General features: G+C 40.8%; 24 protein-coding genes and 1 tRNA gene. 17 read left to right on the plus strand and 8 right to left on the minus strand.

All coding sequences use genetic code 11. The annotated features are described in order from the left end of the window. Positions 1-58: 58 nt before the first annotated feature. The 5 genes from LLF92_03860 (at position 59) to dacB (ending at position 8,103) form a co-directional block, all read left to right on the plus strand. Positions 59-2,062, plus strand: coding sequence for a hypothetical protein (locus LLF92_03860; protein ID MCE5340248.1), 2,004 nt, complete (start codon positions 59-61; stop codon positions 2,060-2,062). Further along, the gene (locus LLF92_03865; GenBank protein ID MCE5340249.1) at positions 2,055-3,524 is read left to right on the plus strand and encodes a phosphodiester glycosidase family protein; all 1,470 of its coding nucleotides are present in this window, start codon (positions 2,055-2,057) and stop codon (positions 3,522-3,524) included. Before LLF92_03860 ends, LLF92_03865 begins: the two co-directional genes overlap by 8 nt. A gap of 202 nt (positions 3,525-3,726) precedes the next feature. After that, on the plus strand, positions 3,727-5,655 hold the full coding sequence (locus LLF92_03870) for a phosphodiester glycosidase family protein (GenBank protein MCE5340250.1): 1,929 nt from the start codon (positions 3,727-3,729) through the stop codon (positions 5,653-5,655). Between the two features lie 80 nt (positions 5,656-5,735). Next, on the plus strand, positions 5,736-6,644 hold the full coding sequence (locus tag LLF92_03875) for a DUF4434 domain-containing protein (GenBank protein MCE5340251.1): 909 nt from the start codon (positions 5,736-5,738) through the stop codon (positions 6,642-6,644). A gap of 58 nt (positions 6,645-6,702) precedes the next feature. Then, positions 6,703-8,103: a D-alanyl-D-alanine carboxypeptidase/D-alanyl-D-alanine-endopeptidase gene (dacB, locus tag LLF92_03880; GenBank protein ID MCE5340252.1), complete on the plus strand. Its 1,401-nt coding sequence runs from the start codon at positions 6,703-6,705 to the stop codon at positions 8,101-8,103. 26 nt (positions 8,104-8,129) lie between these two features. Here dacB and LLF92_03885 read toward each other — a convergent pair whose 3' ends face one another. Beyond that, positions 8,130-8,975 carry an AraC family transcriptional regulator gene (locus tag LLF92_03885; GenBank protein ID MCE5340253.1) on the minus strand — a complete coding sequence of 282 codons (846 nt, stop codon included), beginning with the start codon at positions 8,973-8,975 and terminating at the stop codon, positions 8,130-8,132. A gap of 121 nt (positions 8,976-9,096) precedes the next feature. On the opposite strand from LLF92_03885, the gene LLF92_03890 reads away from it, so the two are divergent. From LLF92_03890 to LLF92_03910, 5 genes are all read left to right on the plus strand, one after another. Next, a complete protein-coding gene (locus tag LLF92_03890; protein ID MCE5340254.1) occupies positions 9,097-9,933 on the plus strand; it encodes a sugar phosphate isomerase/epimerase in 837 nt (278 codons plus the stop codon). Between the two features lie 70 nt (positions 9,934-10,003). Continuing rightward, complete coding sequence (locus LLF92_03895) at positions 10,004-11,350, plus strand: DegT/DnrJ/EryC1/StrS family aminotransferase (protein ID MCE5340255.1); 1,347 nt, start codon at positions 10,004-10,006, stop codon at positions 11,348-11,350. Positions 11,351-11,389: 39 nt separating this feature from the next. Beyond that, on the plus strand, positions 11,390-12,286 hold the full coding sequence (locus tag LLF92_03900) for an amidohydrolase family protein (GenBank protein ID MCE5340256.1): 897 nt from the start codon (positions 11,390-11,392) through the stop codon (positions 12,284-12,286). Positions 12,287-12,305: 19 nt separating this feature from the next. After that, positions 12,306-13,142: a sugar phosphate isomerase/epimerase gene (locus tag LLF92_03905; GenBank protein MCE5340257.1), complete on the plus strand. Its 837-nt coding sequence runs from the start codon at positions 12,306-12,308 to the stop codon at positions 13,140-13,142. Between the two features lie 18 nt (positions 13,143-13,160). Continuing rightward, positions 13,161-14,207 (plus strand): Gfo/Idh/MocA family oxidoreductase, encoded by a 1,047-nt coding sequence (locus LLF92_03910; protein MCE5340258.1) that lies wholly within the window; start codon positions 13,161-13,163, stop codon positions 14,205-14,207. 91 nt (positions 14,208-14,298) lie between these two features. Here the strand turns inward: LLF92_03910 and LLF92_03915 are convergent, their stop codons facing one another. From LLF92_03915 to LLF92_03925, 3 genes are all read right to left on the minus strand, one after another. Continuing rightward, on the minus strand, positions 14,299-15,282 hold the full coding sequence (locus LLF92_03915) for a 2-oxo acid dehydrogenase subunit E2 (GenBank protein MCE5340259.1): 984 nt from the start codon (positions 15,280-15,282) through the stop codon (positions 14,299-14,301). A 30-nt stretch (positions 15,283-15,312) separates the two neighbouring features. Beyond that, positions 15,313-16,155 carry a class I SAM-dependent methyltransferase gene (locus LLF92_03920; protein ID MCE5340260.1) on the minus strand — a complete coding sequence of 281 codons (843 nt, stop codon included), beginning with the start codon at positions 16,153-16,155 and terminating at the stop codon, positions 15,313-15,315. 363 nt (positions 16,156-16,518) lie between these two features. After that, positions 16,519-17,295 (minus strand): XRE family transcriptional regulator, encoded by a 777-nt coding sequence (locus LLF92_03925; GenBank protein ID MCE5340261.1) that lies wholly within the window; start codon positions 17,293-17,295, stop codon positions 16,519-16,521. A 297-nt stretch (positions 17,296-17,592) separates the two neighbouring features. Between LLF92_03925 and LLF92_03930 the strand changes: the two genes are divergently transcribed. Next, positions 17,593-17,666 (plus strand) — tRNA-Val (locus LLF92_03930). 106 nt (positions 17,667-17,772) lie between these two features. Here the strand turns inward: LLF92_03930 and LLF92_03935 are convergent. Genes LLF92_03935 through LLF92_03950 form a run of 4 tightly spaced genes read right to left on the minus strand, consistent with a single transcriptional unit; the run spans position 17,773 to position 21,309 of the window. After that, positions 17,773-18,009 (minus strand): hypothetical protein, encoded by a 237-nt coding sequence (locus LLF92_03935; GenBank protein ID MCE5340262.1) that lies wholly within the window; start codon positions 18,007-18,009, stop codon positions 17,773-17,775. Positions 18,010-18,031: 22 nt separating this feature from the next. Beyond that, positions 18,032-19,291 (minus strand): DNA (cytosine-5-)-methyltransferase, encoded by a 1,260-nt coding sequence (gene dcm / locus LLF92_03940; GenBank protein ID MCE5340263.1) that lies wholly within the window; start codon positions 19,289-19,291, stop codon positions 18,032-18,034. A gap of 3 nt (positions 19,292-19,294) precedes the next feature. After that, positions 19,295-20,119: a hypothetical protein gene (locus LLF92_03945; GenBank protein ID MCE5340264.1), complete on the minus strand. Its 825-nt coding sequence runs from the start codon at positions 20,117-20,119 to the stop codon at positions 19,295-19,297. After that, positions 20,116-21,309 (minus strand): hypothetical protein, encoded by a 1,194-nt coding sequence (locus LLF92_03950; GenBank protein MCE5340265.1) that lies wholly within the window; start codon positions 21,307-21,309, stop codon positions 20,116-20,118. Before LLF92_03950 ends, LLF92_03945 begins: the two co-directional genes overlap by 4 nt. Positions 21,310-22,231: 922 nt before the next feature. On the opposite strand from LLF92_03950, the gene pheA reads away from it, so the two are divergent. Genes pheA through LLF92_03980 form a run of 6 tightly spaced genes read left to right on the plus strand, consistent with a single transcriptional unit; the run spans position 22,232 to position 26,267 of the window. Continuing rightward, positions 22,232-23,302: a prephenate dehydratase gene (gene pheA / locus LLF92_03955; GenBank protein ID MCE5340266.1), complete on the plus strand. Its 1,071-nt coding sequence runs from the start codon at positions 22,232-22,234 to the stop codon at positions 23,300-23,302. A 12-nt stretch (positions 23,303-23,314) separates the two neighbouring features. Beyond that, positions 23,315-24,085: a triose-phosphate isomerase gene (gene tpiA / locus LLF92_03960; GenBank protein MCE5340267.1), complete on the plus strand. Its 771-nt coding sequence runs from the start codon at positions 23,315-23,317 to the stop codon at positions 24,083-24,085. A 56-nt stretch (positions 24,086-24,141) separates the two neighbouring features. Next, positions 24,142-24,558, plus strand: a complete 417-nt coding sequence (gene secG / locus LLF92_03965; protein MCE5340268.1) for a preprotein translocase subunit SecG — start codon at positions 24,142-24,144, stop codon at positions 24,556-24,558. 9 nt (positions 24,559-24,567) lie between these two features. After that, positions 24,568-25,452 (plus strand): YicC family protein, encoded by an 885-nt coding sequence (locus LLF92_03970; protein ID MCE5340269.1) that lies wholly within the window; start codon positions 24,568-24,570, stop codon positions 25,450-25,452. Next, positions 25,445-26,047 (plus strand): guanylate kinase, encoded by a 603-nt coding sequence (gene gmk, locus LLF92_03975; GenBank protein MCE5340270.1) that lies wholly within the window; start codon positions 25,445-25,447, stop codon positions 26,045-26,047. The genes LLF92_03970 and gmk overlap by 8 nt, the downstream gene beginning before the upstream one ends. Next, complete coding sequence (locus tag LLF92_03980; GenBank protein ID MCE5340271.1) at positions 26,040-26,267, plus strand: DNA-directed RNA polymerase subunit omega; 228 nt, start codon at positions 26,040-26,042, stop codon at positions 26,265-26,267. Before gmk ends, LLF92_03980 begins: the two co-directional genes overlap by 8 nt. Positions 26,268-26,271: the final 4 nt, after the last annotated feature.

The raw sequence follows: 26,271 nt of genomic DNA on the forward strand, positions 1-26,271 counted from the left end.
ATTGAAATTTGTATTTGGCGGATAAGAGTTTTTTCTATGGTATAACGAAAGGTATTGCATGAATATGCATTTGGTTGATTGGATTATTGTTGGATTTTTTGTTTCGGCGCTCTTTAGCGTAGCGGTATTTACCAAGCAATATACCAAAAGTGTTGCGGATTTTCTCGCGGCCAATAGATGTGCCGGCCGTTATCTGCTAAGTATTTCCCAGGGCGTATCAAGTGTTGGCGCGATATCATTTGTTGCGCTGTTTACGATGTATTATAAGGCCGGTTTTACTCCTAACTGGTGGATGATGATGACCTGGCCTGTAAGTCTTTTTGTTATGTTATCCGGCTGGATTGCTTATCGATATCGTGAAACTCGTGCAATGACTATGGCACAGTTGTTTGAGATGCGATACAGCAGACGATTTCGTATTTTTTGCGGCATTTTAGCATGGTTATCCGGCATAATAAATATGGGTGTTTTTCCGGCGGTAACAGCCCGTTTTTTTTTATATTTTTGTGGCTTGCCCAATACAATAAGTATTTTTGGGCTGGGCATATCAACCTTTGTTTTAATTATGATTCTGGAGTTGTTGACGGCTCTTCTTTTTACGTTCCTCGGAGGAATGGTTGTTGTTGTGATAACTGACTTTTTGCAGGGTATTTTCTGCAATATTGCTTTTCTTGTGATACTTGTTGTACTGTACTTCAGCTTTGACTGGTCACAGATTATAACCACTGTTAAAACCGCACCGGCAGATGCTTCTATGTTGAACCCATTCCATACAAAGAATGCAGAAGGATTTAATCTCGCTTATTTTATGATGAACCTCTTTACAGTAATCTATGGAATAAGGGCATGGCAGGGCGCACAGGGGTATAATGCTGCCGCCAAGAATGCGCATGAAGCGAAAATGGCTGGTATTATTAGTACATGGCGAGGTCTGGTTCAAACAACACTGATTATGATGCTGCCGATTTGTGCTTTCACATTTATGCACCACAGTGACTTTGCTGTCAAAGCTGCGGCAGTTCAGGAAGCTGTCAATAAAATACCCTCTAAGGAAATACAGGACCAGATGCTTGTACCTTTGGCTTTGGTGGAGATTTTGCCTGTTGGGATTATGGGGCTGTTTGTTTCCATAATGCTTGCTGCCGCGATAGCCACAGACGATACATACCTGCATTCCTGGGGATCTATATTTGTTCAGGATGTCATATTGCCGTTTCGTAAGAAAGCATTGTCCCCCCGACAGCATATACGTTTATTGAGGCTTTCAATTGTAGGTGTTACGGTTTTTATATTTTTTTTCAGCCTGCTTTTCAGACAAAATGACTACATTCTTATGTATTTTACTTTGACTGGAGCAATATATATCGGCGGAGCCGGTGCGGTTATTGTGGGAGGGCTTTATTGGAAAAGAGGCTCAACTAATGGCGCATGGCTTGCAATGATAATTGGTGGTGGAATAGCATTGTCTGGCTTAGTGCTGCAGGCTGTTTGGCCTTCGTTGACGCCGCAACTTTTAAAATGGTTCCCGGATAGCCATTTCATAAGCGATAATATTGAGAAATTTCCTTATAATGGTATGCAGATTAACTTTTTAGCAATAATTTGTGCTGTTACCGGATATGTTAGCGGTTCTTTGTGGGATTGGCTGGTATTGAAAAAGCCTGAATTCAATTTGGAACGTATGCTGAATCGCGGTAAATACGCAATACAAGGCGAGCATAAAGGTGGTGTAACTCTGCCGGTAACAGGCTGGCGTACCTTGTTGCCTGACAGGGAATTTACCAGAAAAGACAGGTTCATTCATGCTTGTTTTGTAACGTGGATACTTAGCTGGTTCGTATTTTTTGTTGTAGTTACATCGTACCATCTCATTAAAGGTACAACGGATGGCTGGTGGGTTAATTTCTGGTTGTTCTATGTGGTTTTTATTGCGGTGTTAGGCGTAATTACCGTAGTTTGGTTTCTTATTGGCGGTATTGGCGATTTGCGATATATGCTTAAGTCATTGCGTACAGTCATAGCCAATAGTAAAGATGATGGAAGGGTCATTAAAGATGAATAGAAAGCCAGTTTTAAAACACATTATTGTTTTTGTTCTTTTGAGTTATATGGCAGGCCGGACGTACGCTGCGGATGAGATATGTCATCCTTTTAAAGGAGTAACATACATTCATCAGACGAGGTCATTACCGCGTTTGCTTTCTATGCATATCCTCATTATAAATTTACAGGAACAGGGAATCAGCTTTTATGTGACACCTCCTAAAGGTTCAGTCGCCCGTGAAACAAATGCCCAGACTACCAGCAGTTTTTTAAGAAGCTGCAATGCGCAAATGGCTGTCAATGGAGATTTCTTTGATCATGACCCGGCAGTAGAGCAATATGTAACCGCAAGTGTGATTGGCTTTGCCGCTTCGAAGGGCAATATATATTCCGGATTTAGTCACGATGGATGGTCGGTAGAGGCGATGAATATTTCGAAGGATAATGATGTAAATCTTATTGTGCCTCTTTATAGCGGCAGTATTTATGCCTATTCACCTGCGAATGTTTCAATTTACAATGCTATTGGCGGCGTACCGATAATGCTTCGCAATGGCCGGAAAGTAGAGACTAATGATACGATAGCTACTGCATTGCATCCAAGAACTGCAATAGGTGTTACCAATGACAATAAATTAATTTTAATTGTTGTTGATGGAAGGCAAAGTTTTAGTCTTGGTATGACTACTCCTGAAGTAGCTGATGTCTTATTGGAGTTTGGCGTTGTTGATGCGATAAATTTGGATGGCGGCGGCTCATCTACTATGGTTCTGGCAGACCCTAATGTTAGAATTGTTAATAGCCCGTCAGATACGGAAGGAGAACGCAAAGTCGCAAATCATCTTGCGGTATTTGCGAATGTTCTGCCTTCAAAGCCGTCAGTCTTTCTTTATAGTAATTTTGATAACAGCGAGGAAGACGCCTTTAGTTATTTGCCTGCATACGGTGGAAGTACCCAGGGGGTCCTTAGTACTTCTACGGCAGACCCTGTAAATATAGGTGGTGATGGGTGGTGTGAAAAGATTGTCATTAAGGATGACCCGTCTGTTTCTACTGTATCTGAATATCCTGAAGGTGGATGGTTTGTCAGATTTGTTTCCGGTTCTTCGGCAAGTCCGTCTCAAAATGTTGCCAGAACTACGACGGGATATGTTGGTTTCTGGGCAAAGACCATTAATGCCGGCATGAAAGTATCATTGGCAATTGACAACGCAGGACAGACCGAGAGAGGTCTCCGTAAGGATTTGGTGAGTGATGGTAATTGGCGATATTACGAGTGGAATCTTAGCGATAATAATGAGTGGCAAGGATGGTCTAATGGTAATGGCCAAATTGTGTCTGGTGAATTTACCATTGACTCAATTCAGATTTTTGGTAATAATTCTGACGGCACAATATACATTGACAATGTTATGCATAATCCTAATGGCAGAATTGGGGATGAGCTTAAAATTCCGGTTTCTGTTGCTCCGCAGAGATAAAAATATTATCTGCCGTAAATATTGCAGCCGCATCTGCAACTTTGAATGCTGAAATAGTCGGCACGGGTAATGATGGAAAGCAGAATTTGCGTAATTACAACAATTTGGTTTGTTATAGGTGGTATAGACGATTTGCGTTATATGTTTAAGTCATTGCGTACAGCCATAGCCAATAATAAAGATGATGGAAGAGTCATTAAAGATGAATAGAAAGCCAATTTTAAAACACATTATTGTTTTTATTCTTTTGAGTTATATGGCAGGCCGGACGTACGCTGCGGATGAGATAGGGCATCCTTTTGAAGGGGTAACGTATATTCATCGAACCAGAACCGTACCGCGTTTGCTTTCTATGCATATCCTCATTATAGATTTGCAGGAACAGGGAATCAGTTTTCGTGCAACACCATCTAACGGTCCTTCTTTGCCGGGAGAGACGAATTGTCAGACGACCAGCGGTTTTTTGGAAAGTTGCAATGCGCAAATGGCAATTAATGCCAACTTTTTTTATTATGCCCCCGCTGACCAATGGGCGACCACTGATGTTCTTGGATACGCCGCTTCAAATGGTACGGTTTATTCCATATTCAGTACCGGTTGGGAGCAGGCAATAAATATTTCCCAGGATAACATAGCCAGCTTTATAGAACCTCTTTATCCTGGTGGTACTGGTAGTGGCTTATTTCATAAGCCCACAAATGTTTCAATATATAATGCTGTTGGGGGAATGCCGACAATACTTCGCAATTCTCAAATATTTCAAAGCAGCGATTCAATTGCTACTGCACTGCATCCGAGAACAGCGATTGGTATTACCAATGAGGGTAAATTAGTTCTATTTGTTGTAGATGGCAGACAGAGCGGTCTTAGCCTTGGTATGACGACTATGGAGGTAGGGGAAGTATTGCTGGGGTTTGGTGTTGTCGATGCTGTAAATCTCGATGGCGGCGGTTCATCTACGATGGTTCTGGCTGACCCGGAGGTTAGGATTGTTAATAGTCCGTCAGATGGTACAGAACGCATAGTAGGCAACCATCTTGCGGTATTTGCAGACATTGCGCCTTCAAAGCCATCTGTTTTTGTTTACAATGATTTCGAAAATGGCGAAGAAAATACTTTTAGTTATTCCCCCACGCATAGCGGAAGTACGCAAGGTATCCTTGGTACTTCTACTGCTGATTCTGTTGATATTGGCAGTAATCAATGGTGTGAAAGGATAGTTATTTATGATGATCCATCTGTTTCTACAGTTTCTGAATATCCGCAGGGAGGGTGGTTTGTCAGGTTTGTTTCGGGTTCTTCAGCAAGTCCGGAACAGAATACTGCCAGAGTTGCGACTGGATACGTTGGTTTCTGGGCAAAAACTACTAATACGGGAATGAAGATATCTCTTGCGATTGATAACGCCGGCCAAACTGAAAGAGGGAATCTTCTTGACTTGGTTAATGACGGGAACTGGCGGTATTATGAGTGGAATCTTGACGATAACAGCCAATGGCAAGGATGGTCTAATGGTGATGGGCAGATTTCACCAGGTGAATTTACTATCGATTCAATCCAAATTTTTGGCAGTAACTCTAATGGCACAATATACATTGACAATGTTATGTATAATCCTAATGGCAAAATTGGGGATGAGATTCAAATTCCGGTTTCTGTCGCTCCGCCAGAGATAAGAACATTGCCCGCCGCCAATATTACAGCCGCATCTGCGACGTTGAATGCTGAAATAATCGGTACGGGCGGGGGTTCGGTGCAGAGCAGGGTATTCACATGGGGACTGACCGAGCAATGTAATAATACCGGCATTACAAATGTTACAGTTAGCGATAATCATTTTTTTTATACTTTGTCAAATTTGCAACCAGCTACAGATTACTTTTTTGAAGGCTGGTTTAAAGTTGGTGGTAGTTGGAGACGTGGTGGGGTTTTGCAATTCAGAACTAATTTTTTGGGAGATATAAATAATGATGGAAAGCAGAATTTGTGTGATTATGCAATTTTAAGTCAAAACTGGTTGGATATATGCACGACTCCGCTGTGGTGTAATGGCAGCGACCTGAACTGCGATGGACAGGTAAATATTAAGGATTTATATGAATTAGTGAATGTATGGTTGTTAGAGCAGTAGGCTTTTAAACCCTTAAGGGATTAGCTGAACACGTGAAATTATGAAAATAAACAAGTTTTAAAGATTAGGAGCTGAAATAAATGCAAATTACAGGTACATTTCTTGACGAGATAAGTCATGATATCCCATCTGCAAATTGGGGGCCGGAGCAGTGGGAAAAAGATTTTGATGCAATGAAACATATCGGTATTGACACTGTAATAGTAATTCGAGCCGGCTACAGGAATAAGGCAACCTTTAATTCCAAAGTAATTGCTAAAGAAACAAATGGCATTTTGCCTGTTCCGTTTGATTTGATTGATATATTTTTGGATCAGGCAGAACGCTGTGGCATGGATCTTTTCTTTGGTACTTATGACAGCGGTAATTACTGGATGAATGGTAATTATCAAAAGGAAATTGATATTAATAAAGCTTTTGCCGATGAAGTAATCGCAAAGTATGGCCATAGAAAAGCGTTAAAGGGCTGGTATCTTTGCCATGAAATTGATGCATATAATGAATCGGCGATTAATGTCTACAAGCAGTTGGCATACCATCTCAAACAATTAAAGAAGATGCCTACGCTAATTTCGCCTTATATTCACGGCAGTAAGCAGTTTTCAGATGATGCGGTTACGCTTGATGAACATGTTTGCGAGTGGGAGAACGTATTTCAAATGCTGGATGGTTTGATAGATATAGTGGCTTTTCAGGATGGCAATGTTGATTTTAATGAGTTGCCGAGTTACATAGCAGAAAATCTTAGGCTTGCACAAAAATATACTCTCGCCTGCTGGAGTAATATAGAGACTTTCAGCAGAGATATGCCGATAAAGTTCCCGCCCATAGGTTGGCCTGAACTTCTTTCAAAAATGTCAGCCGCTAACATACCTGGAATTGAAAAGCTCATTACTTTCGAGTTTTCGCACTTTATGAGTCCCAATTCTATTTATCGTTCTGCCGGCAATCTGTACGATAGATATGTTAATTGGCTTATGCACGGTTGAGATGCATTAGGCTTGGATAGACAGACAATTTATTTGTGTTTTTAAAGGATAAATTCAAATGAATAAAGACGCAGCAAAACTACTAACAGTTTTCCTTTTTTGTCTTGCGGTATCTTTTTGCAAAGCCGATGAATTGGCTCAAATCATCAGCCGGCAAAAACAAGAGAAAGTAACAATCACAATTCTGGTCATAGATGCCGAAAGTGGGAAAATCCTGTATAGTAAAGATGCCGACAAACTTATGACTCCGGCCTCTAATATGAAAATTATCACTTCATCAGCAGCAATACATTATCTTGGATTAGATTACAAATTCAAAACCAAAGTCGGTATTTCGGATGCGAACCTTATTGTCATAGGAGGAGGCGACCCGCTTTTGGGGGAGATGAAAGTTGATGGCGCAAATTCACATTGTCCCATGGAAATGTTCAGCCAAATAGCAGATATACTAAAACATAAAAAAATTAACAATATCAAAGATATCATCGTAGATGTTTCTTTTTTTGACCAGGTTATTATGCATCCTGCATGGCCGAAAGATGATTTCAACGAAACATATTCCCCGGAAATAAACGCTCTGAATTTTTGCGAAAACTGTATCGGAATCTTTATAAGGCGTAACGACAACAATATTTCTCTTTCGGTTGAACCGGAAAATTCTCTCACTACTTTGATAAATCAGGTACAAATCATTGAAACAGGAGATAATGATGTAAAAGCTGTCAGAACAGAAATTCCCAATAAATTGATAATTGAGGGGAAAATCTGCAAGCCTGCTGATTTTATTATGACCACCATTCAAAATCCTGCGGCTCTCTTTGCAGATGTACTTAAAAATCATCTCTCAAAAGAAGGCATTTCCGTCAACGGCAAAATTATCATCAAAGAAACGCCTGACAAAATCCCAAATGTAAAAATGGTAAAGGTTTTTAAAACGCCATTTAAATCAGCTTTACACAGATGCAACAAGTACAGTATTAATCTTACGGCGGAATGCTTTGTCAAGACTATATCAGCGGAGAATGCTGTCGACAGAAGCGGGGGCAACTGGCCGCACGGACTTATGCTTGTGTCTGAATATCTGCGATCCATAAACATTGACAAAACACAATACATACTCGAAGACGGAAGCGGACTTAGCAGAAAAAATAAACTTTCCGCCGCCGCACTTGTTGCTGTATTACGAACAATGTATAAAAGCCGGAACAGAAACGCTTTTTTCGATTCTCTGTCCACAAGCGGTGTTGACGGAACAATCGCCAAACGCTTTGTACAGCCGCCATATAAGAATAATATTATTGGCAAAACAGGTTATCTTACAGGCATTATTTCGCTTTGCGGCTTATGCAAAGAAGAGCAGGGAGATATAATTTTTTGCATCCTGACAGAAAACGCCAATGAATTTACGTACCAATACATTGACGAACTTACGGAAGCAATTTATGACAGAAAATTTTAAGACTCTTGATGCGGCTGCATGATGTGTTAGTTTTTAAGTTTTTTCTTCCGTGCGCATGATTCAGCGAATTGGGTTGGAGATGTGCCTGTTTTTTTATGAAAAATCCGACTAAAGTAGTGTATTGATTCAAATCCTGTTTTGTATGCAGTTTCGCCTACTGAAGTATTTTGTGCTAAAAGCAATTTTGCGTTATTTAGCTGTTGATTGATTTTGTATGATATTGGCGAGCAATTAAAGTATTTTTTAAATATCGCCATCAAATAACTGCTGCTTATATCTACCTGTTCGGCAATTTTATCAATGGTTAGCTTTTCGGCGAAATGTTGTTCAATGAAATCACGAGCCTGCAGTGTTTTAGCATAAGCAGCAGTGTTGTTGTGGGCAGGGTTGTACCTTATATGATTGAATATAATCTCTATGATATTGAGCATAGTATATTTAAGTCTAAGGGGTGCATCTTCAAGGCTTATTGAGGATATTTCAAACAAATTTTCAAAAAGTTGGGGCAAAGATTGATTTTTAATATTGATTTTCTGGGGACAGGATTGTGTAAAAAGTTTTTCTGCAATTTTATCGGCTCTTTCAAAAATATAGCAATGCACAAAATATTCGCGATACGGAATTTCAGCATCGGAAGATTCTGATTTAAGGATTTGGCCTGGTCTGATAATAATTATGTCGCCTGGGAAGTGTTGCAGGTTATTATCATCAATTTTGATTTTACCTTTACCGTCTAATACATAGATTATGTCAAAATAATCGCAACTTTCCCTGGTGTAAGTCGCTTCATAGCAGGGGTTGGCAAAATCTATTCCCACAGTTTTAACTTGGGGATTAACGGCTTTATAAAATTCTTTACTCCAAAGTTCCATAATTGACTCTAATAAAAAAAGTATTATTGTGCAAATGATTGTAATATAAGCTAAAGACAAGTCAATAGTTTTATTGTTATAATACAAGAAAATGAATTATTCATATTATGAGGGTTTTGCTATGAAACTTGGTGTATTTACAGTATCTGCTCCGGAGTATTATCCGCTGGAATTAATGGATAAGCTTTCAGGAATTGGTTATGAGGGAGTGGAGTGGCGTGTTACGAATGATAATGGTGATCGTTCCAAGCCTACTTTTTGGGCGGGTAATCGTGCTGGAATGACTGCCGATGAATTATTAGAAACTGCGGATTCCCTGATGCAAAAGGCAAAGGAGCTCAATTTTGAAATGCCGTCAATAGCCGCTTACATTAATTGTTTTGATTTGGAAGATGTAGAGAAGCATTTTAAGGCTGCTAAAGCTATAGGCGCAAAAAATGTCAGGATTTGTCCTGCAATGTATGATCCAGAAAAAAGTTTCAACCTTCAGGTTGCCAAAACCAGATATTACTATGCTATGGTTGCACAGCTTGCCGCCAAATATAAAGTGCGTGCCTGTATTGAAACACATATGAATTACATTACTCCTTCAATGTCTAAAACAATGGCTATACTTGAGGGCTTAGACCCAAAGTATGTAGGAATTATGTGGGATCCTGCAAACCAGATATGTGAGGGTCTTGAAAAAATAGAGATGGCAATGGATATTGCCGGCGATTATCTTGCTGAAATTCACGCAAAAAATCTTATTATGAATAAAATAGAAGTGGACGGCAAAGTAGAATGGCAGCTCAAATCTGTAGCCCTCGATCAGGGACAGGTGAACTGGAAAGCTCTTTTAGAGTTTCTTGAAAAGAAACAATATGATGGCTGGATATTCTGTGAAGATTTTTCAACGGACAAATCTACAGATGAAAAGCTGATTTATAATTATAAATATTTGAAAAATATTAAATAGGCTTCGCTATAGTCTAATGCGAAAGTTTGGATAAAAACAATATAATTGGTTTGATAAAAGGGTGGCAGATATGAAACAAAAAACAAAATTAGCTTTATTGGGCGGAGAAAAAGCGGTACAGTTGCCGGATGAGAATATGTTCACTTGGCCGATTGTAACGAAAGAACACGAAGAAGCTGTTCTCGATGTGATTCGTAATCGTAATATGTCAGGTATAGATATTACAAAAAAGTTTGAGCAGGAATATGCAAAAAAAATTGGCGTAAAATATGCTCTTGGTTGTAACAATGGAACAGCCGCGATTCACAGCGCTCTTTTTGGAATGGGTATAGGAGTTGGTGATGAGGTTATTGCACCGAGTATAACATATTGGGCATCCTGCATTCAGGTTTTTAGTCTTGGAGCAACAGTCCGATTTGCTGATGTATGTCCTGATACTCTTTGTATTGACCCGGATGATATTGAGCGTAGGATAACTCCCAAAACCAAGGCAATTGTGGTGGTGCATTATCTTGCGATGCCTGCCGATATGGATAGAATTATGGCCATTGCAAATAAGCACGGCATTATGGTTTTTGAAGATATTTCACATTCTCACGGCGCTAAATATAAAGGTAAAGAGGTCGGTACGTTTGGCGTCGCTTCAGCCGCTTCGCTTATGACCGGCAAATCTTTGGCAATTGGTGAAGCTGGAATGATGTTCACAAATGACCAGAAAATTTATGAAAGAGCTGTTCTTTTCGGTCATTATGAAAGACATGGCGATATCGAAATCGAAGAACTAAAGAAATTTGCTGGTTTGCCTTATGGTGGTTATAAGTACCGTATGCATCAGGCCAGCGCCGCATTTGGCCTTGTGCAGTTAAAACTTTACGACCGGCAGATGGCAGAGATAGATAAGGCGATGAATTATTATTGCGACCTTCTTGAAAAGGTGCCGGGCTTATATCCGATAAGGCCCGAACCAAACAGCGGGACGACAAAGGGTGGCTGGTATATCCCGGGCGCAAAATACCGCGCAGAAGAGCTTGGGGGGCTTTCGCTAAAAAGATTTACTGATGCTGTTAACGCCGAGGGCAGCGCCTGTTTCGCCGGCATAAATAAGCCGCTGCATACTCACCCTGTTTTTACTGCTGTTGACGTTTATGGTCATGGAATGCCGACTCGTGTTGCAAATATGAGCGAGCAGGATAGACGGAATTTCACTACTGAAAGCCTGCCGGTTACCGAGCGAATAAACAATGAAGCTCTTATGACTCCATGGTTTAAACACTATAGACCTGAATTTATTGAACAGCACGTAAATGCTGTTAAAAAGGTAGTAGAAAACTATCGTGAGCTTTTAGACGGAGATACCAAAGAGCAAATTAAAGGTGAATTAAGTAATAAAAAAGCTCGTAAAGTTGCCCAGAAGTAAATTAAGATTACAAAAGGGATTAAACCGGAGTTTTAAGTTATGATTATAGATATTCATTCCCACGTATATGTTGGTACTAGGGTCAATTTTTATCCTTACAGTCCTTTTATGTCAGCGAAGCAATGTATTGAGATTATGGATAAGTTGGGCATTGACAAGTCCGTCATTCTGCCGCTGAACAATGCAGAAACTCCTTGTGAGCCTCAAAGTTTTGGCGAAATTATGGAAATTATGCAACGCTATCCCGGCAGATTTATTCCATTTTGCTGTCCGGATCCCAGACTGCCGATTAATCCTGAAAAGGGTGATGTGGATTGTTATGTTAATCTGCTTGGTAAATATAAAGCCTTGGGATGTAAGGGCGTTGGTGAGTTGACCGCAAGAATTCCCTGGGACAATCCTTTGATGCAGTTTTATCTTGCAGCGTGCCAGCTGCTCGAACTTCCAGTTATTTTTCATACGACAACAGTTGATTCCAATTCCTATGGCCTTATCGATGAAATCGGTTTGCCTAAGCTCGAAGCCGTTTTAAAAAAATTTCCAAAACTTAAGATGATAGGCCATTCTGCCGCTTTCTGGTCGGAGATTAGCGGAGACATCAAAGGTTTGGCAGAGAAGAACGGATACCCCGCCGGCAAAGTTGTAGATGGTGGCGCTATCCCCCGATTATTGCGGCAATGTTCTAATTTATTTGTGGACATTTCAGCGGGCAGTGGTTTAAATGCTCTAAAGAGAGATGAAGATTTTGCATATAAGTTCATAGAGGAATTTCAGGACAGAATAATGTTTGGTCTCGATATTTGTAATGCTGCGCAAATACCTCCTCATCTGGATTGGCTAAAAAACGCTAAGGCGGGCAGTCATATTTCGGAAATAGCGTATGAAAAAATAATATGGAAAAATGCAAACAGAATTTTGAATCTTGAATTGGAATAGTAATATGGAGGAAAATAATATGGCAAAACTAAGCGCCTTTGCTGATGAAGTTACGTATGAATTTGCAGGCCAGATAGATTTTCTGGTCAAGCAGGGCGTAAATTATATTGAGCCTCGGTTTTTTGACGGTCATGAAAATATAATGAACCTTACTGATTATCAGCTAAGGGAAGCCAAAAAAATACTTGACGACAATAATATTGGGGTTAGTGCAATTGGTTCTCCTATTGGCAAGGTAAAGTTGGATGAGCCGTTTGAGAATCACCTGGAGAAATTTAAACACGCTGTTGAATTGGCTGAGTTTTTTGATACGAAAAATATAAGAATGTTCAGCTATTATGCCCCGGCAGGCAAAAATATTTTTGATTATCATGACGATGTAGTTGAGCGTATGCTCAAGAAGATTGAGTTGCTTAAAAATATTGATATTGTAATGGTTCTTGAAAACGAAGCTGATATTTATGGCCAATTACCGGACAGGGCAGTTGAATTGGTAAAAGCTGTGGATTCTCCCAAGCTGCGTCTCTGCTATGACCCTGCTAATTTTGTTGTTGCTTTTGGCACAACTGACAATGTTCAGTCTTGTTGGCCGATTATGAAACCATATGTCAGCCATATACACATAAAAGACTGGAAAGTTGCTTCACCTTTGGGAAGTATGCCGGGTCAGGGCGATGCGCAGATAAAGTTGTTACTAAAAGAGCTTGCTGGTATGAATTATGTCGGCTTTGTTACAATGGAACCTCACCTGCAAAAAGGCGGCCAGTTTGGAGGAGTTACAGGGCCGGAATTGTTTGCACAGGCTATAAATGAAACTAAAAGAATGGCACAAGACGTCGGCCTTATAATGGAATAGTTCACAAAGGATAAAATAATGAAAAAATGGAGATTTGGTATCGTAGGCGCTGGTTTGATAGCGGAGTTTCATATAAAAGCCATCGCGGATATAGATGCACAGTTGATTGCGGTTTGTGATATAAATAAAGCACGTGCTGATAAAATGGCTTCTAAGCATAACTGCAAATCTTACGGTTCATATCAGGAGCTTTGCCAGGACAAAGAAATAGATATTGTAACGATTGCTACTCCGAGTGGTTTGCATATGGAACCTTCAATTGCTGCTGCCCAGGCCGGCAAACATGTTATTTGCGAAAAGCCAATGGAAGTTACAACCGAAAGAATAGACGAAATACTATGTGCCCATAAAAAGGCGGGTACTCGTATTTGCACAATATTTCCCACACGTTTTCATAAGGCATTTAAGCCAATCAAAGAAGCTGTTGCAAAAGGGCGTTTTGGGCGGATAACATTTGCATCAGTATCTGCTCCATTTTGGCGTACTGATGAATATTACAATGGTACATGGCATGGAACATGGAAACTTGATGGTGGCGGGGCATTGATGAATCAAACCATTCATACGATAGACCTTCTTTGTGCTGTTATGCCGCAAGTTGAGTCAGTTCAGGCTTACATGAATAATCTTGCTCATCCGCAGATTGAAGCCGAGGATACCGCGGTAGCCGTACTGAAGTTTGTAGATGGAACACTCGGTTCTATATACGGCACTACGGGTTCGTATCCCGGCGAACAAAGATGTTTTACAATAACTGGAACAAATGGAACAGTTGTTCTTCGAGATGATATGATTACAACATGGCAGTTTAGAGATGAATTGTCTGAAGATGAACAAATTCGCCAAAGATTTGCTAAAACTGATGGCAAGTCGGGCGTTGCCGATCCTGCTGACATAAGCCATCAAGGCCATACCGATAATTTCAAAGGATTTATCAATTGTCTTGAGTCTGGCGAAAAATTTGAATTGGAAGGCAATGAAGGCCGAAAATCTGTACAGCTTATCCGGGCGATATATCAATCTGCTAAGGATATGAAAATGGTAAAACTATGCATAACTAAATAGTCGGCTCGCTTCTCTTTTCGAATTCGCAAACGCGAAGCCGGCAAATAAATTAGCAAGCCTCGCGATGCGTGAGTAATTATACCAATTGGTATTATTCCGTCAGTTTTTTGGGTTCCTGGAGAATTTCAGCGACATAGTTCAGGAATTGTGCTGCTTCTGCGCCGTTTGCGATTCTATGATCAACCGCAATCGTCATTTTCATAAGTTTGCGAATCACGATATTTCCGTCGTGTGCAACGCAGCTGTCGGCGATTCTGCCAACGCCGAGAATACTGCACTGGCCCGGCACAACAATCGGAATAAATGAATCGATGCCGTATGCGCCGAGATTGCTTACTGTTATGCAGCCGCCTTCGAGGTCAGTCGGCGTAAATTTGCCCGCCTTTGTACGTTCGATGAGTGCTGTGCTATACTGTGCGACTTCGGCAAGAGTTTTCTTGTCAACGTCTTTGACTATCGGAGCGATAAGGCCGCCTTTGACAGAAATCGCAAGGCCCACGCCGATAGACTCGGCAAGTTGAATCGAATCGCCTTCAAATTTGCCGCTCATAATCGGCCACTTCGCCATTCCCAGCGCGAGGGCTTTGATTATCATATCGTTGAAGGATATTTTCACGCCGCCGCTTTTGTTCAGTTCGGAGCGAAGCGCAGCCATCTCTGTTACATCGACAACGACATTCAGATAGAAGCACGGAATTTCACGCTTCGATTGAAGCATTTTTTCCGCGATGATTTTGCCGAATTTGTTCAACGGCACTTTCTGGCCGGGTTTGTATGCCGGAGCGTCTGTTGTTTTCGCAGCGGCCGCAGGTTTTTTCTCCGCGACAGGAGCTTTAACTTCATCTTCGAGCGTGAAAAGCACTTCGCCGACCGGAACAGTCTGGCCTTCTTTAACGAGAATATCTTTTACAATGCCTTCGACCGGCGATTCCATTTCGAGCGTCGCCTTATCGGTTTCCACTTCAAAAAGTACTTCGCCTTTGCTGATTTTCTGTCCTGCATTAATTTTGCAGCTTACAATCGTGCCTTCTTCCATTGTCTGCCCCATCAGCGGCAGTTTTACTTCGCGTGCCATGTCTCAATCCTAATTTAATTTTTAAAGGTGTTATTTTGCTCTTTTACAAACAAACAAACGATAAGTTTTGGTTTCCATAAAATCTTTGCCGGTACGTTTGCCGTAAAGATATTTATTGTGAGCCTTTTCAAGTTTCTTGCGATATTTCCATTTTACAAGTTTCGTAATCCATGGATTCCTGCTCATCAGAAATCTGTCAACAGCGCCTGCGATTGGAATCATTACTTCCTTAGTGGCTCTGTCGAGGATATCCATATTCGGTGCTGTCTCGGCGGTGATGTCGATATCTTCGATAATCTTGAAATTAGAGTTTTTCATTATGCCCATAAATTTTTCGAATCTGTGTCCGCCTTTAAGCCCGTACTCAACCTGCGATTGTTTCTTGAAAAAGTCGCAGATAAGAATATATCCGTTCGGATTCAGCAGTGATTCAGCGATATCGATTACTGTGTCGAGTTCGATGTACTGAAAACTTTCGCAGAACTGAATCATATCGTATTTTTTATTGGTTTGAATTTCTTCGAATTTGCATTTGAAGACTTCGGTGGTTTTTGGCATTCTCTCCTCGACGAGTTTATTCTGATAATCCGTCGGGCAAACGCAATCGACTTTGTAGCCGAGGTCAGAGAGCTTTTTGGAAAAAGCACCAGTTCCGCAGCCGACGTCAAGAATCGATTTCACTTCAGCAGGGATATGCGAGATGATAAATTTGCAGTATTCATCCTGCGCCAGATGCATATTAAGAATCTCCGGCTCAAGTCCCTTTTTCCAGAGTCCGTAGTGCAGATGCTCAAGTTTAAACAGTCCCTTACCGGCTATATGGCCGATTTCAAGGCCTATTTCGCGTGATACGTGTCTTTTTTTTTCTGCCAATTGTCATTCCTTTATGTTTTTTATCATTGTGAGGAAGTTTACCCCCGCGCAGGCAGGGGAAGCAATCTCTTGCTTTCTATTTAGACGAAACCGAAAAATGATAGTCGTTTCCCACCAATCCCGCAAGCAAAAATCGAAATTGGGAAGGGTTTGTTTGTGTTCAATTGCCCCAACCATTCACAATGCAACAAAGCAGGAAAAATTGGGACTGGCCCAAGTTTAGCCGCTTCCGGTATTTTAATCCTCGATCTTTCAGGATTTTTTATTCCTTGAAAAGAAAAATCAGAGAGGACGGAAGCGAGTAGGGTGGGCTTTAGCCCACGCGGTCGTACTTTTATTTTTAAACTTTGATTTTTGATTTATTTACAGTCTTTCGTATTTTATAAACGCGCGGTACAGGCCGTTGATTCGGATGCCTTCGATAACCATCGGCGGATATTTTTCATTTCTCGGCTGAAGTCGGATTTTATTTTCGCTTTCGAAAAAGACGCGTTTAAAAGTCGTCTCGTGCGGCTCGGCCATACGCACAAAGCAGTCGTCGCCGTTTCGCACTTCCAGCCCAGGCGAAAAGATTACGATATCGCCCTCGACAAATTTCGGCTGCATTGAATCGCCGATAACCCGCACAGCGAACGCGTGCGCATCATCGACATCCGGACAGCGGACATAATCATCTGCAAACCCCGCTGGATACTGCAAATCGTCAAAATCGACCGGATAGCCCGCTGCGACGCGGTTTATTATAGGGATAAGATTGCCCGGCTGTTTGTCGGTGATTTGCATATCGAGTTGCAGCTGGCCTTCCGAAAGCAGGTCGTTAAGCTCCCTGTTCTTGACTTTCTTGTCCATCAGGCCGCGTACGAGTTTTCGCCAGCGTTCGTTTTCAGCCTTTGACGCCTCGAACTGCTCCCGCACATCCGCAGGTGCGCGGTCGAGGTTGGCCATTTGACGAAGACTGCCCGGCGTTACACCAAAAGCCTCTTCGAGTTTGCGCAGCAGCTCATCGCTCGGCGGATTCTTGACCTTTTCATTTTCAATTGTCGAAAGATACGGCTTTGAAAATCCCGTCTTTGCGGCGACTTCGTCCAGCGTCAGCCCCAATTCACGGCGTTTATTGCGTATTACCTGACCTAATGACATTTTTGTTTTCCTTAACTATGTAGGTATATTTGTTTGATAAGTATATAACTTTTCTGTGTTTTTGCAAGAAATATATTATGGTATAAGCAAAAATTAAGATAATTTGCAGGGTGGGTTTGGGATGTTATTGGTATAGGTATCGATAATGTCGCGTCAGGCGTTATTGTTTTCGGTTGACGTTGTCAGCACGAAGCACATTACACCAGAACCGACACCGAGACGTTACCGTTACCGATACCCATAACTCAATTAAATTCTTTGTGTCTTAGTGCCCTGGTGGCTATAATATTGCGGAAAGGGCGTTTAGCTCAGTTGGTTAGAGCGCACGGATCACACCCGTGAGGTCACAGGTTCGAGTCCTGTACCGCCCAGTTTGGTGCGTTTCAAAACTGTTTTTATTCTCGCCTCAACCTTTCCAGCATCCTTCTTTAGTTCGCATTCCCAGATAACATTCCCCGCAGACGCCGAATCTTAATTTTATTTATTAATGATAAAGTATTTTCTACCTTTTCTTTCAATTATATTTTCGTTTAGCAATAAACCAATTATAGACCAGGATAAGTAATCTTTGTTAGCTCCTAAAAAATCAGAACGAATATCTAAAATATTGGCTATATCTACGTTACGTAACCCTTCAGGGTGTATCTTTAATGTTTCAATGATCGCTTGCTTTAGTAAGTTTACTCCTTCTTGAGCTTTGTCATTTGGCGTCATAAAAAACATGCCTCAATACAAATTATATTTTTAAAAGGTTTTTAAGAACAAGATTTGCAACTTTTACATTAACAGCATTTCCAAGTGCAGTCATTGCTGCAGAGCCCGCAGGAAAATATTTCAATTTATCCATAGACTGTAATCGAGCACATTCTTTTACAGTCATATAACGTCGTTCCCATCCAATAATTGGAACCTGAGTGGTAGTCATAGCGACTAATGAAGGTGAGGTTGTCGGTCGTTTAACCCTTACACCAGATGCTCTGAATTGAATTACGTAATCCCAAATATTGCGTTCCCCACCTTTGCAATTCCACTCTAGCTTTTGCAAACTTGGAGGAAATTTCATAATCTTCTCAAGCCAGCAATCAATATTTTTCTTATGATTTTTGTAAAGTTCTCTATTATGTTTTATAAATATTTGTTTCCAGCCAGGGAATGAATTCTCTTCATATCTTGCATAGCTAGGTACATGTGTGATCAAATCTTCTCTGGAATGATAATTAAGTGATTTACCAAAACTCCCTTTTTTATTACGAAGCTTTGCCAACTCAATCTCAAATAAAGAATCATATTCATATGGATAGGTAGCTTTAAATTCCATGCTCCATATAGGGGATGGCAACTCTTCAGTTTTAGGGAATTTTGTAATAAAATCTTGCCAAGTTTCTAAACAAGTTGTTACCTGCGTACTTAACCCGATCGCATCCTTGGGATTTTTGTCAAGTATGTTATGAATAGATATATCTTCGTCTGTTGTCTGCGGTTCGGGCCATTCAAATTTCTCCAGTCCTCCTAATTGACCTACCATATACATTCTTTCTCGAATTTGTGGAACGCCGAATCTATGGGGTGAGAGTTGAGCATGTTTCACTTCATAACCAAGTTTTTCTAATGCAAGTTTTACTTTTGTATAAGTATTGCCTTTATCGTGTCTAACAAAATGCGCAACGTTTTCTAGAAGAATGTATTTAGGCTGACAATGTTTTAATATTTCTACAATATTAAAAAAAACTGTTCCCCTTACGGCATCTTTCCATCCCATCTGATCTCCTGCCTTTGAAAATGGTTGACAAGGAAAGCCGGCACATAATAAATCGTGACGAGGAATTTCATAAGGATTAATTTTTTTTACATCGCCTGCTGGCGTGATTCCAAAGTTTGCTTCGTAAGTTTTACGAAGTTTTTCATCTATCTCACATGCAAATACACATTTAGCCCCTAACTTTTTAGCTGCTAAATGAAATCCGCCTAATCCTGCAAATAAATCAATAAATTTCATATACTAAATTTTCTTCTTACACCAATTTAAAATTTCTTTTCGTAAAGTAGGATCAGATAAGTTTTTATTATATACAGCCTTAAAGATTCTTACTCTATCAAAGACTAAACTATAATCATCTACTAAATCACTTAAAGTTTCATTCGGAGGAATTGAAGGTATCATAATTCCTTGTAGCGGATCTACGGACCAATGAATAAAATTACGCCAAGCTTTGATTGAAATAGGCTTTTTGTCTGGGAAATTAATACCAGCACCACATTGTAACAGAAGAATTATTTGATTAGGTCTTGAATCTTCATGCGATTTCCATGCAATAATATCCACTCCTTTGTCTTTATCCTTTGGTTTTGGAGTTTTATGACCTATACTTTCTGATGTTTTTAATGATATAGATTTTATCTGTTCTTTTAAACTTCTTGCGTTGGGAAAACCTATGACTTCTGATTCGCCTCCTAAATATACTTTAGCAGCTTCATTTGATAATCTCTCAAATAATTTAGTACCATCATTAATTCCCTTCTTTTTCTTAACGCCTTCAAGAGAAAAAATTAAACACATTAAGAGTTCAGGAATATTCTCTAATTTTTTTATTGGTTCTATGATTTTACCATTTACAACAAATGGAGATGCTTTTCCATATAATCGGTTCCGAAGGGTTAACTCACTAAAAATGCTATCTATGGTTTCTTCTTTCAAATCTTGAACGTATGCTTGTAATAAATCTGTAATAGTAGACTTAGAAAGCGATTTATTTTTGGAAATAATATAATATTCAATCCAATCAGCCATGATGTAAATGGACGTTGTGTCTTGCAAATCAATCATTTTAATATCGCTTTTTTTAATTCACCGATAGCTTCATCTAATTCTCTCCATAAGGGGACAATTTCTTTATCTCCCTTATACTTATAAGCAGTTTGTAAAGCGTTTTTTATTGCCCTAGTAGCAACTTTTATTTTCTTTTTAAGAAATTCTTTGTCGCCCCCACTTCTTTCATAAGCTTCTTCTAAGCTGTTATAATCTAGTAAATATTTAGTTGCCTCTTTATCTGCCAATATAGGTGCAAGGTGACTCGTAATTTTTCTCGAATCTGTAAGTATGGGGGTTTTATCTTTACCATTACCAAAAATCCATGTTAAAAGAATTTCTAAATTCTGTAATTTATTTTTAGGAATCAATGGTTTTTGAAGATTTGCTTCTTTATATGAAGGCACTCCTATATATTCTCTAATAGATGGTGAATTAATTGCAACCGTAATTAGCGAAAATCGATTTATAATTTCTTTAGCATCGATCGAATCTAATTCATTTTTAGCTTGGTCGAAAATTTTATAATACATATATTGTTTTTTTATGGTATCAGACCTATCCCCAATTTTTTTTTGAACATTTTGAATACTCTGTTCAATATTTTTATTCTTTTTGCTTTCCTCTTCAATTCTCGCAGCTATATATTTTGCCTTTGCATATGCCTCCCATTTTAACACGCCTGTAATATGCCTTACGCCTAAATAAGGGGATACATCTTTTAAATTCTTATAGATTATCGAAGGTATTATTTTTAGGTCTGATTCGATAGTTGAATTTTTGGGACTTGGAAAATCTGCAGTTCTAATTTGGACTTTGTCTCTCAGCACTTGATCCGTCAGTAGTTTGGCCGTGGCAATTCTTCGATTGCCTTCAATTACAATGAATCTAATATTTTGATTATTTTTAATTAATTTTTCAAATTCATCCTGTAGTTTGTCAATATCAAGATCCCAATTAAATGAACTTGGAATATTTTTGGGGACGGCAACAATGGGTTCCTCCTCAAAGTACCCATTTTCAGCCATAGAAAATGCAATTTCTTCCAAATCAAATTCATTATAAAGAACTTTTAAAATATCTAATTGGGTACCACTCTGATGTTCTTCTGCAAGACGTGGATTTTGGCTGTCTAGTTCAATTCTATCTAAAGGAATGTTTATTTGCGGCTTTTTTCTGCCAATTTCATAATCTGTTTTTTTAGGCATTGGTAGCCTCCCAAGTTAACAGTACTACTCTTTTATCACACAGAAAAGTGAATTACTATATTTGTAACTATATATTTTCAGCTTATTCTAACCTGCGGCTACAGAAAATGGAAAGAAATTTTCTTTTAAATGAGTAAGCCGATTCATTATGTTTCACAATTTGGATAGGAAATGAATCTCAATAGACTATAAAGAAAACAATTTGCTTATAGGCAATTTAGTGTTGGAATTCAGAGTAAGTCGCTCCTTTAAAAAGATTTTTTGTGTGCTGTACTTTTGCCGTGTTAATCCGTGTCTGAAAAAAACTTGATTTACCGACAAAAATATGTTATAATACCCCCATAAAATTAAAGATTAAATTCAACTTCTAAGTTCTATTTCTGTACGCTTCACACTTCACGAGATGCGTTTACGATTTTTGGCTTTTTTTTACATTTTTCTGTCGTTTTCAGTGCATTTCACTGTCATTTACTGTCTTTTAGTTGCGTTTAGTTGTTGAAAATTGCTAAAAACGCAGGCTTTTGGGCCATTTTAGCGCGTGAAAAAGCGCAATTCGAGTGTTTTTGCGTGTAAATATGCGCAATTTGATGTTTTTTTCATGTAATATCGCGCAAGTTGACTGTAAATTTATGCAGGTTTGTTATAAAAGAGCGCAGGTTTGACATATTTGCGCACGCGAATACTGGCGCGGATTTTTGAGAACTTGCATTCCCAAGCTCTTCACTCTTAACTTTTCACTATTAACTCTTAACTTTTAGTTTACTTTCATCGCTGTTTATGGTAACTACTACAGGTTTATAATGCGGAAATACTCTATACAAGAGACGCTTTTGGTTAAATCTCTGTGAACTCTGTGGTCTTGAGCCGTAGCGAAACCCCTTTGGGGTCGGTGGCTAAATTAAAATATATCTCTGTGGCAATAATGAATTTAGAAGACTTACGCAACCAAATAGACCAGATTGATGCAAAGCTCGTTGAGCTGTTAAATCAGCGTGCGCAGGTAGTTATAGGAATCGGCAAGCTCAAGGGCGATGGCCCTGTTTACGCTCCCGACCGTGAGAAAAAGGTACTCGAACGGATAGCGAAGTTGAACAAAGGCCCGTTGCCGGACAAGACGTTATTCGCTGTCTGGCGGGAACTTATGAGCGGTTCGTTCTTTCTTGAAAGGCCGTTGCGGATTTCATATTTGGGCCCTGAAGGCAGTTTTACGCATACAGCCGCCGTTCGCAAATTCGGCCAAAGCGTTGACTACGAACCAGTTACGGACATTCGCGGAATCTTCGACGAAGTTACCCGCGGGCATTGCGATTTGGGTGTTGTACCGGTTGAGAATTCCGCCGGCGGAGGCGTTATCGAAACGCTGGATGCTTTCGCGGATACAAGCGCGATGATTTGCGCCGAAGTTTATATGCCGATTCATCATAACTTATTGGCTAACTGTACTTTAGAGCAGGTGAAAAAGATTTACTCCAAGCCGGAGATCTTCTCCCAGTGTCGTCAGTGGCTAAGCAAGACGTTCAAGGAAGCCAATACGATAGCGGCCGCATCGTCAGCAAAGGCTTCGCAGATGGCTGCCGAGGAAAAATTTTCCGCCGCGATAGGTTCGGACATTGCCGCCGAGTTGTACGGCTTGAAGATTATCTGTGAGAACATTGAAGACATTGGAAACAACGTAACACGTTTCCTTATAATAAGTAAAGAAGATGCTCGCCCGACCGGCGAAGACAAGACCTCGATATTGTTTAGTACTGCTCATAAGGCCGGTGCTTTGGCGGATGTGCTGAATGTGTTTAAGCAGCGTGAAGTCAACCTGACGAATATTGAATCGCGGCCGAGTAAGAAGCGTCAGCGTGAGTATTATTTCTTTGTCGATTGTCAGGGGCATCGCAAAGATGAAAAATTGATTGAGTGTCTAAAGGAAATTAAACAGCACTGCCTGCAGCTTTCGGTGCTCGGCAGTTATCCGAAAAACGATTTAATTTTAGAAGCATAGGAGCTTATCAAAATGAGAAAACCATTTATTGGTGGTAATTGGAAAATGAATACCGACAGCAAGTCGGCGGCGGAACTGGCAAAAGGCGTTGCTGAAAAGTGCGCGAATTTTCTTGGTAAAGTGGATGTTGCCGTATGTCCGCCATTTGTTTATTTACTCGCTGCGAAGGCTGCTTTGGGCAGTTCAGCGGTTGGTTTGGGCGCACAGGACGTTTATTTTGAAGCCAAAGGCGCATTCACCGGCGAAGTAAGCTGTGGAATGTTAAAAGACGTTGGCTGCAAATATGTTCTCGTCGGCCATTCTGAACGCAGGCACGTGATAAAGGAAACCGATGCCCTTATCAATAAGAAACTTACAGCCGCTATTGACGCGGGATTGCTTCCGATTTTCTGTGTCGGCGAACTTCTTGAGGAACGCAACGCAGGCAAAACAGAGGCTGTTGTAACGGAACAAATCCAAAAAGGCATGGCCGGTATATCCGCTGAAAAGGCGAAATTAGTTGTTATCGCTTATGAGCCGGTTTGGGCGATTGGAACGGGCGTTAATGCTTCGCCGGAACAGGCACAGGACGTTCATTTTATGATTCGACAGTTGATTGCGAAAATGTATAATAAAGGTTTGGCTGATGGTATGATAATTCAGTACGGCGGCTCGGCCAAACCGGACAACGCAGCGGTGCTGATGGCAAAGCCGGATATTGACGGCTTGCTCGTAGGCGGCGCAAGTTTGAAGGCTGACGATTTCGCGGCGATGATTAAAGCCGCAGCCGAAGTAAAAAAATAGTCATAAACATTTTGTTTTTAAAGAGATAAAGAAAAACTTTTTTCAGGGATTTTAAAATGATGCAATTGACATTAGCGGCTGTGCCGTTCGTAATGAAGATGGTAGTCGGGCTTTGGGCGATGATTGCTGTGGTTCTGATTCTTGTAGTATTAATTCAGAAGGGCAAAGGCGGTGGACTGGCGAGCGCTTTTGGCGGCTTGGGCGGTTCACTGCTCGGCACAAAGACAGGCGATTTCCTTACATGGGTTACGATTTGTCTTGTCGCGGTATGGCTTCTTTTGAGTGTTGTCGCGGTAAAGTATTTCAAGCCGGCCACGAGCGAATATTTGCAGCCGACGCCGGTACAGAGTTCTGTTCCAGCGACGACTCCGACAGCTCCTGTTCCGCCTGCGCAGACACCGGAAAACACACAGCAGCCGGCTGCCGAAACACCTGCGCAAGTTCCGCAGGCCAATACACCCGCAAATCAATAAAGGAATTTTATGTTAAATAGTATGACAGGCTTTGCGCGTGTTTGCCGGGAGATTGACGGCGTAAGTTACGCTGTTGAAATTCGTTCGGTCAACAATCGCTATTTTAAACCTTCGCTGCGCGTTCCTGAAGCGGTATCGTTTCTTGAGCAGGAAATAGAAAAGATGCTTCGCCAGAACGTTTATCGCGGCGCGGTGAGCTATATGTTGCGTTTCAAAAATGTCAGCGGCGAGCCGATGTACGAAGTCGATTCCGGCGCGATGAAGAGTTACATCGATAAACTGAACAGCATTCAGTGCGGTTCGGGTGTGCAGTGCAGAATAAATCTTGCGGATTTGCTTGTGCTGCCTGGCGTTATCAGGCCGCAGGAGCCGGATGTTGAGAAAGCGGAATATCTAAAGAAAGCTGTCTTTGCGGTAACAAGCGAAGCGATTGAGCAGTTCAAAAAGATGCGAGCTGTTGAAGGGCAGTCTTTGGCTGACGATTTGAAACAGCAGTGCAGCCGGATTAGCGATTTGCTCGAAGAAATCAAGACGCGCTCGAAAGTTGTTGTAACTGAATATCAGGTCAGACTTGCGTCACGTGTAAAAGATTTGATGGCGGCAGTCAGACTTGAGCTTGATAAGGATTTACTGGCGCGTGAAGTTGCGCTTTTTGCTGATAGAAGCGACATAAGCGAAGAAACGATTCGATTAAGTTCGCACATCGAGCAGTTTTTGTCTAACTGCGATACGGGCGAGTTCGCCGGCAGGAAACTGGATTTCATTTCGCAGGAAATGCTGCGAGAAGCCAATACAATAGCAAGCAAAGCGTCTGATTCGCAAATTTGTCTTAATGTGGTTGAGATAAAAACTTGTATTGAACGTATTAAAGAACAGGTGCAAAACATTGAATAACACAAGCCAACAGTCGAATGCAACCGGGAAGATTATAGTGATAAGCGGCCCCAGCGGAGTCGGTAAAAGTACGATTTGTCAGCGTATTATAAAAGAGTTCGGCGAGGGACTTTACTCAAGCGTCTCGGCGACCACTCGCGCCAGAAAAAATGGTGAGACCGAAGGTGCTGATTACTTTTTTATAAGTCAGGACGAATTTAAGAAGCAGGTCAAAGCCGGCAACTTTCTGGAATGGGCCGAGGTGTTCGGGAATTTTTACGGAACGCCGAAGGACAGAGTGCATCAGGCACTGGAGCAGGGCAAAATTGTTCTGCTTGAGATTGATGTTAAAGGCGCCAAGGCTGTGAAGAAACTTTATCCTGATGCGGCGCTGATTTTTATAATGCCTCCGCGTCATCAGGAGCTTCAGCAGCGAATCATCAGCCGCGGAAGAGACGAGCAGGCAGATGTCGAAACACGACTTGCCGGCGCAAACGATGAAATCGAAGCAGGCTGGCTTATTTATGATTTTGTGATAATAAACGATGAACTTGAATCTGCGGTCGCAGAGACAATACAAACAATTAAAAAAGCAATTGGAGTAAAAAATGATTGACGAATTAAAGAATAAAGCGATTTTTGAAAAAGTCGGCGGCGCATTTAAGGTTTCAGCGCTTATCCAGAAAAGAATGGTTGAACTTATGGAAGGTTCACGCCCGCTTATCGAAAATACCGAAGGTATGACGATGATGGAAATAGTCGTTGAAGAGATTATGCAGGATAAAATAGCGGCAGATTTCTCACCTCCTGAAAAGGCTGAAATGCCAAAACTGTAGGTAT

The sequence above is a fragment of the Planctomycetaceae bacterium genome (assembly GCA_021371795.1).
Lineage (GTDB): Bacteria > Planctomycetota > Phycisphaerae > Sedimentisphaerales > UBA12454 > UBA12454.

Excerpts from the sequence above, each read along its gene's own strand:
- LLF92_03860 (MCE5340248.1), top strand. The coding sequence starts at position 59 with ATGAATATGCATTTGGTTGATTGGATTATTGTTGGATTTTTTGTTTCG.
- LLF92_03865 (MCE5340249.1), top strand. The coding sequence starts at position 2,055 with ATGAATAGAAAGCCAGTTTTAAAACACATTATTGTTTTTGTTCTTTTG.
- LLF92_03870 (MCE5340250.1), top strand. The coding sequence starts at position 3,727 with ATGAATAGAAAGCCAATTTTAAAACACATTATTGTTTTTATTCTTTTG.
- LLF92_03875 (MCE5340251.1), top strand. The coding sequence starts at position 5,736 with ATGCAAATTACAGGTACATTTCTTGACGAGATAAGTCATGATATCCCA.
- dacB (MCE5340252.1), top strand. The coding sequence starts at position 6,703 with ATGAATAAAGACGCAGCAAAACTACTAACAGTTTTCCTTTTTTGTCTT.
- LLF92_03885 (MCE5340253.1), bottom strand. The coding sequence starts at position 8,975 with ATGGAACTTTGGAGTAAAGAATTTTATAAAGCCGTTAATCCCCAAGTT.
- LLF92_03890 (MCE5340254.1), top strand. The coding sequence starts at position 9,097 with ATGAAACTTGGTGTATTTACAGTATCTGCTCCGGAGTATTATCCGCTG.
- LLF92_03895 (MCE5340255.1), top strand. The coding sequence starts at position 10,004 with ATGAAACAAAAAACAAAATTAGCTTTATTGGGCGGAGAAAAAGCGGTA.
- LLF92_03900 (MCE5340256.1), top strand. The coding sequence starts at position 11,390 with ATGATTATAGATATTCATTCCCACGTATATGTTGGTACTAGGGTCAAT.
- LLF92_03905 (MCE5340257.1), top strand. The coding sequence starts at position 12,306 with ATGGCAAAACTAAGCGCCTTTGCTGATGAAGTTACGTATGAATTTGCA.
- LLF92_03910 (MCE5340258.1), top strand. The coding sequence starts at position 13,161 with ATGAAAAAATGGAGATTTGGTATCGTAGGCGCTGGTTTGATAGCGGAG.
- LLF92_03915 (MCE5340259.1), bottom strand. The coding sequence starts at position 15,282 with ATGGCACGCGAAGTAAAACTGCCGCTGATGGGGCAGACAATGGAAGAA.
- LLF92_03925 (MCE5340261.1), bottom strand. The coding sequence starts at position 17,295 with ATGTCATTAGGTCAGGTAATACGCAATAAACGCCGTGAATTGGGGCTG.
- LLF92_03935 (MCE5340262.1), bottom strand. The coding sequence starts at position 18,009 with ATGACGCCAAATGACAAAGCTCAAGAAGGAGTAAACTTACTAAAGCAA.
- dcm (MCE5340263.1), bottom strand. The coding sequence starts at position 19,291 with ATGAAATTTATTGATTTATTTGCAGGATTAGGCGGATTTCATTTAGCA.
- LLF92_03945 (MCE5340264.1), bottom strand. The coding sequence starts at position 20,119 with ATGATTGATTTGCAAGACACAACGTCCATTTACATCATGGCTGATTGG.
- LLF92_03950 (MCE5340265.1), bottom strand. The coding sequence starts at position 21,309 with ATGCCTAAAAAAACAGATTATGAAATTGGCAGAAAAAAGCCGCAAATA.
- pheA (MCE5340266.1), top strand. The coding sequence starts at position 22,232 with ATGAATTTAGAAGACTTACGCAACCAAATAGACCAGATTGATGCAAAG.
- tpiA (MCE5340267.1), top strand. The coding sequence starts at position 23,315 with ATGAGAAAACCATTTATTGGTGGTAATTGGAAAATGAATACCGACAGC.
- secG (MCE5340268.1), top strand. The coding sequence starts at position 24,142 with ATGATGCAATTGACATTAGCGGCTGTGCCGTTCGTAATGAAGATGGTA.
- LLF92_03970 (MCE5340269.1), top strand. The coding sequence starts at position 24,568 with ATGTTAAATAGTATGACAGGCTTTGCGCGTGTTTGCCGGGAGATTGAC.
- LLF92_03980 (MCE5340271.1), top strand. The coding sequence starts at position 26,040 with ATGATTGACGAATTAAAGAATAAAGCGATTTTTGAAAAAGTCGGCGGC.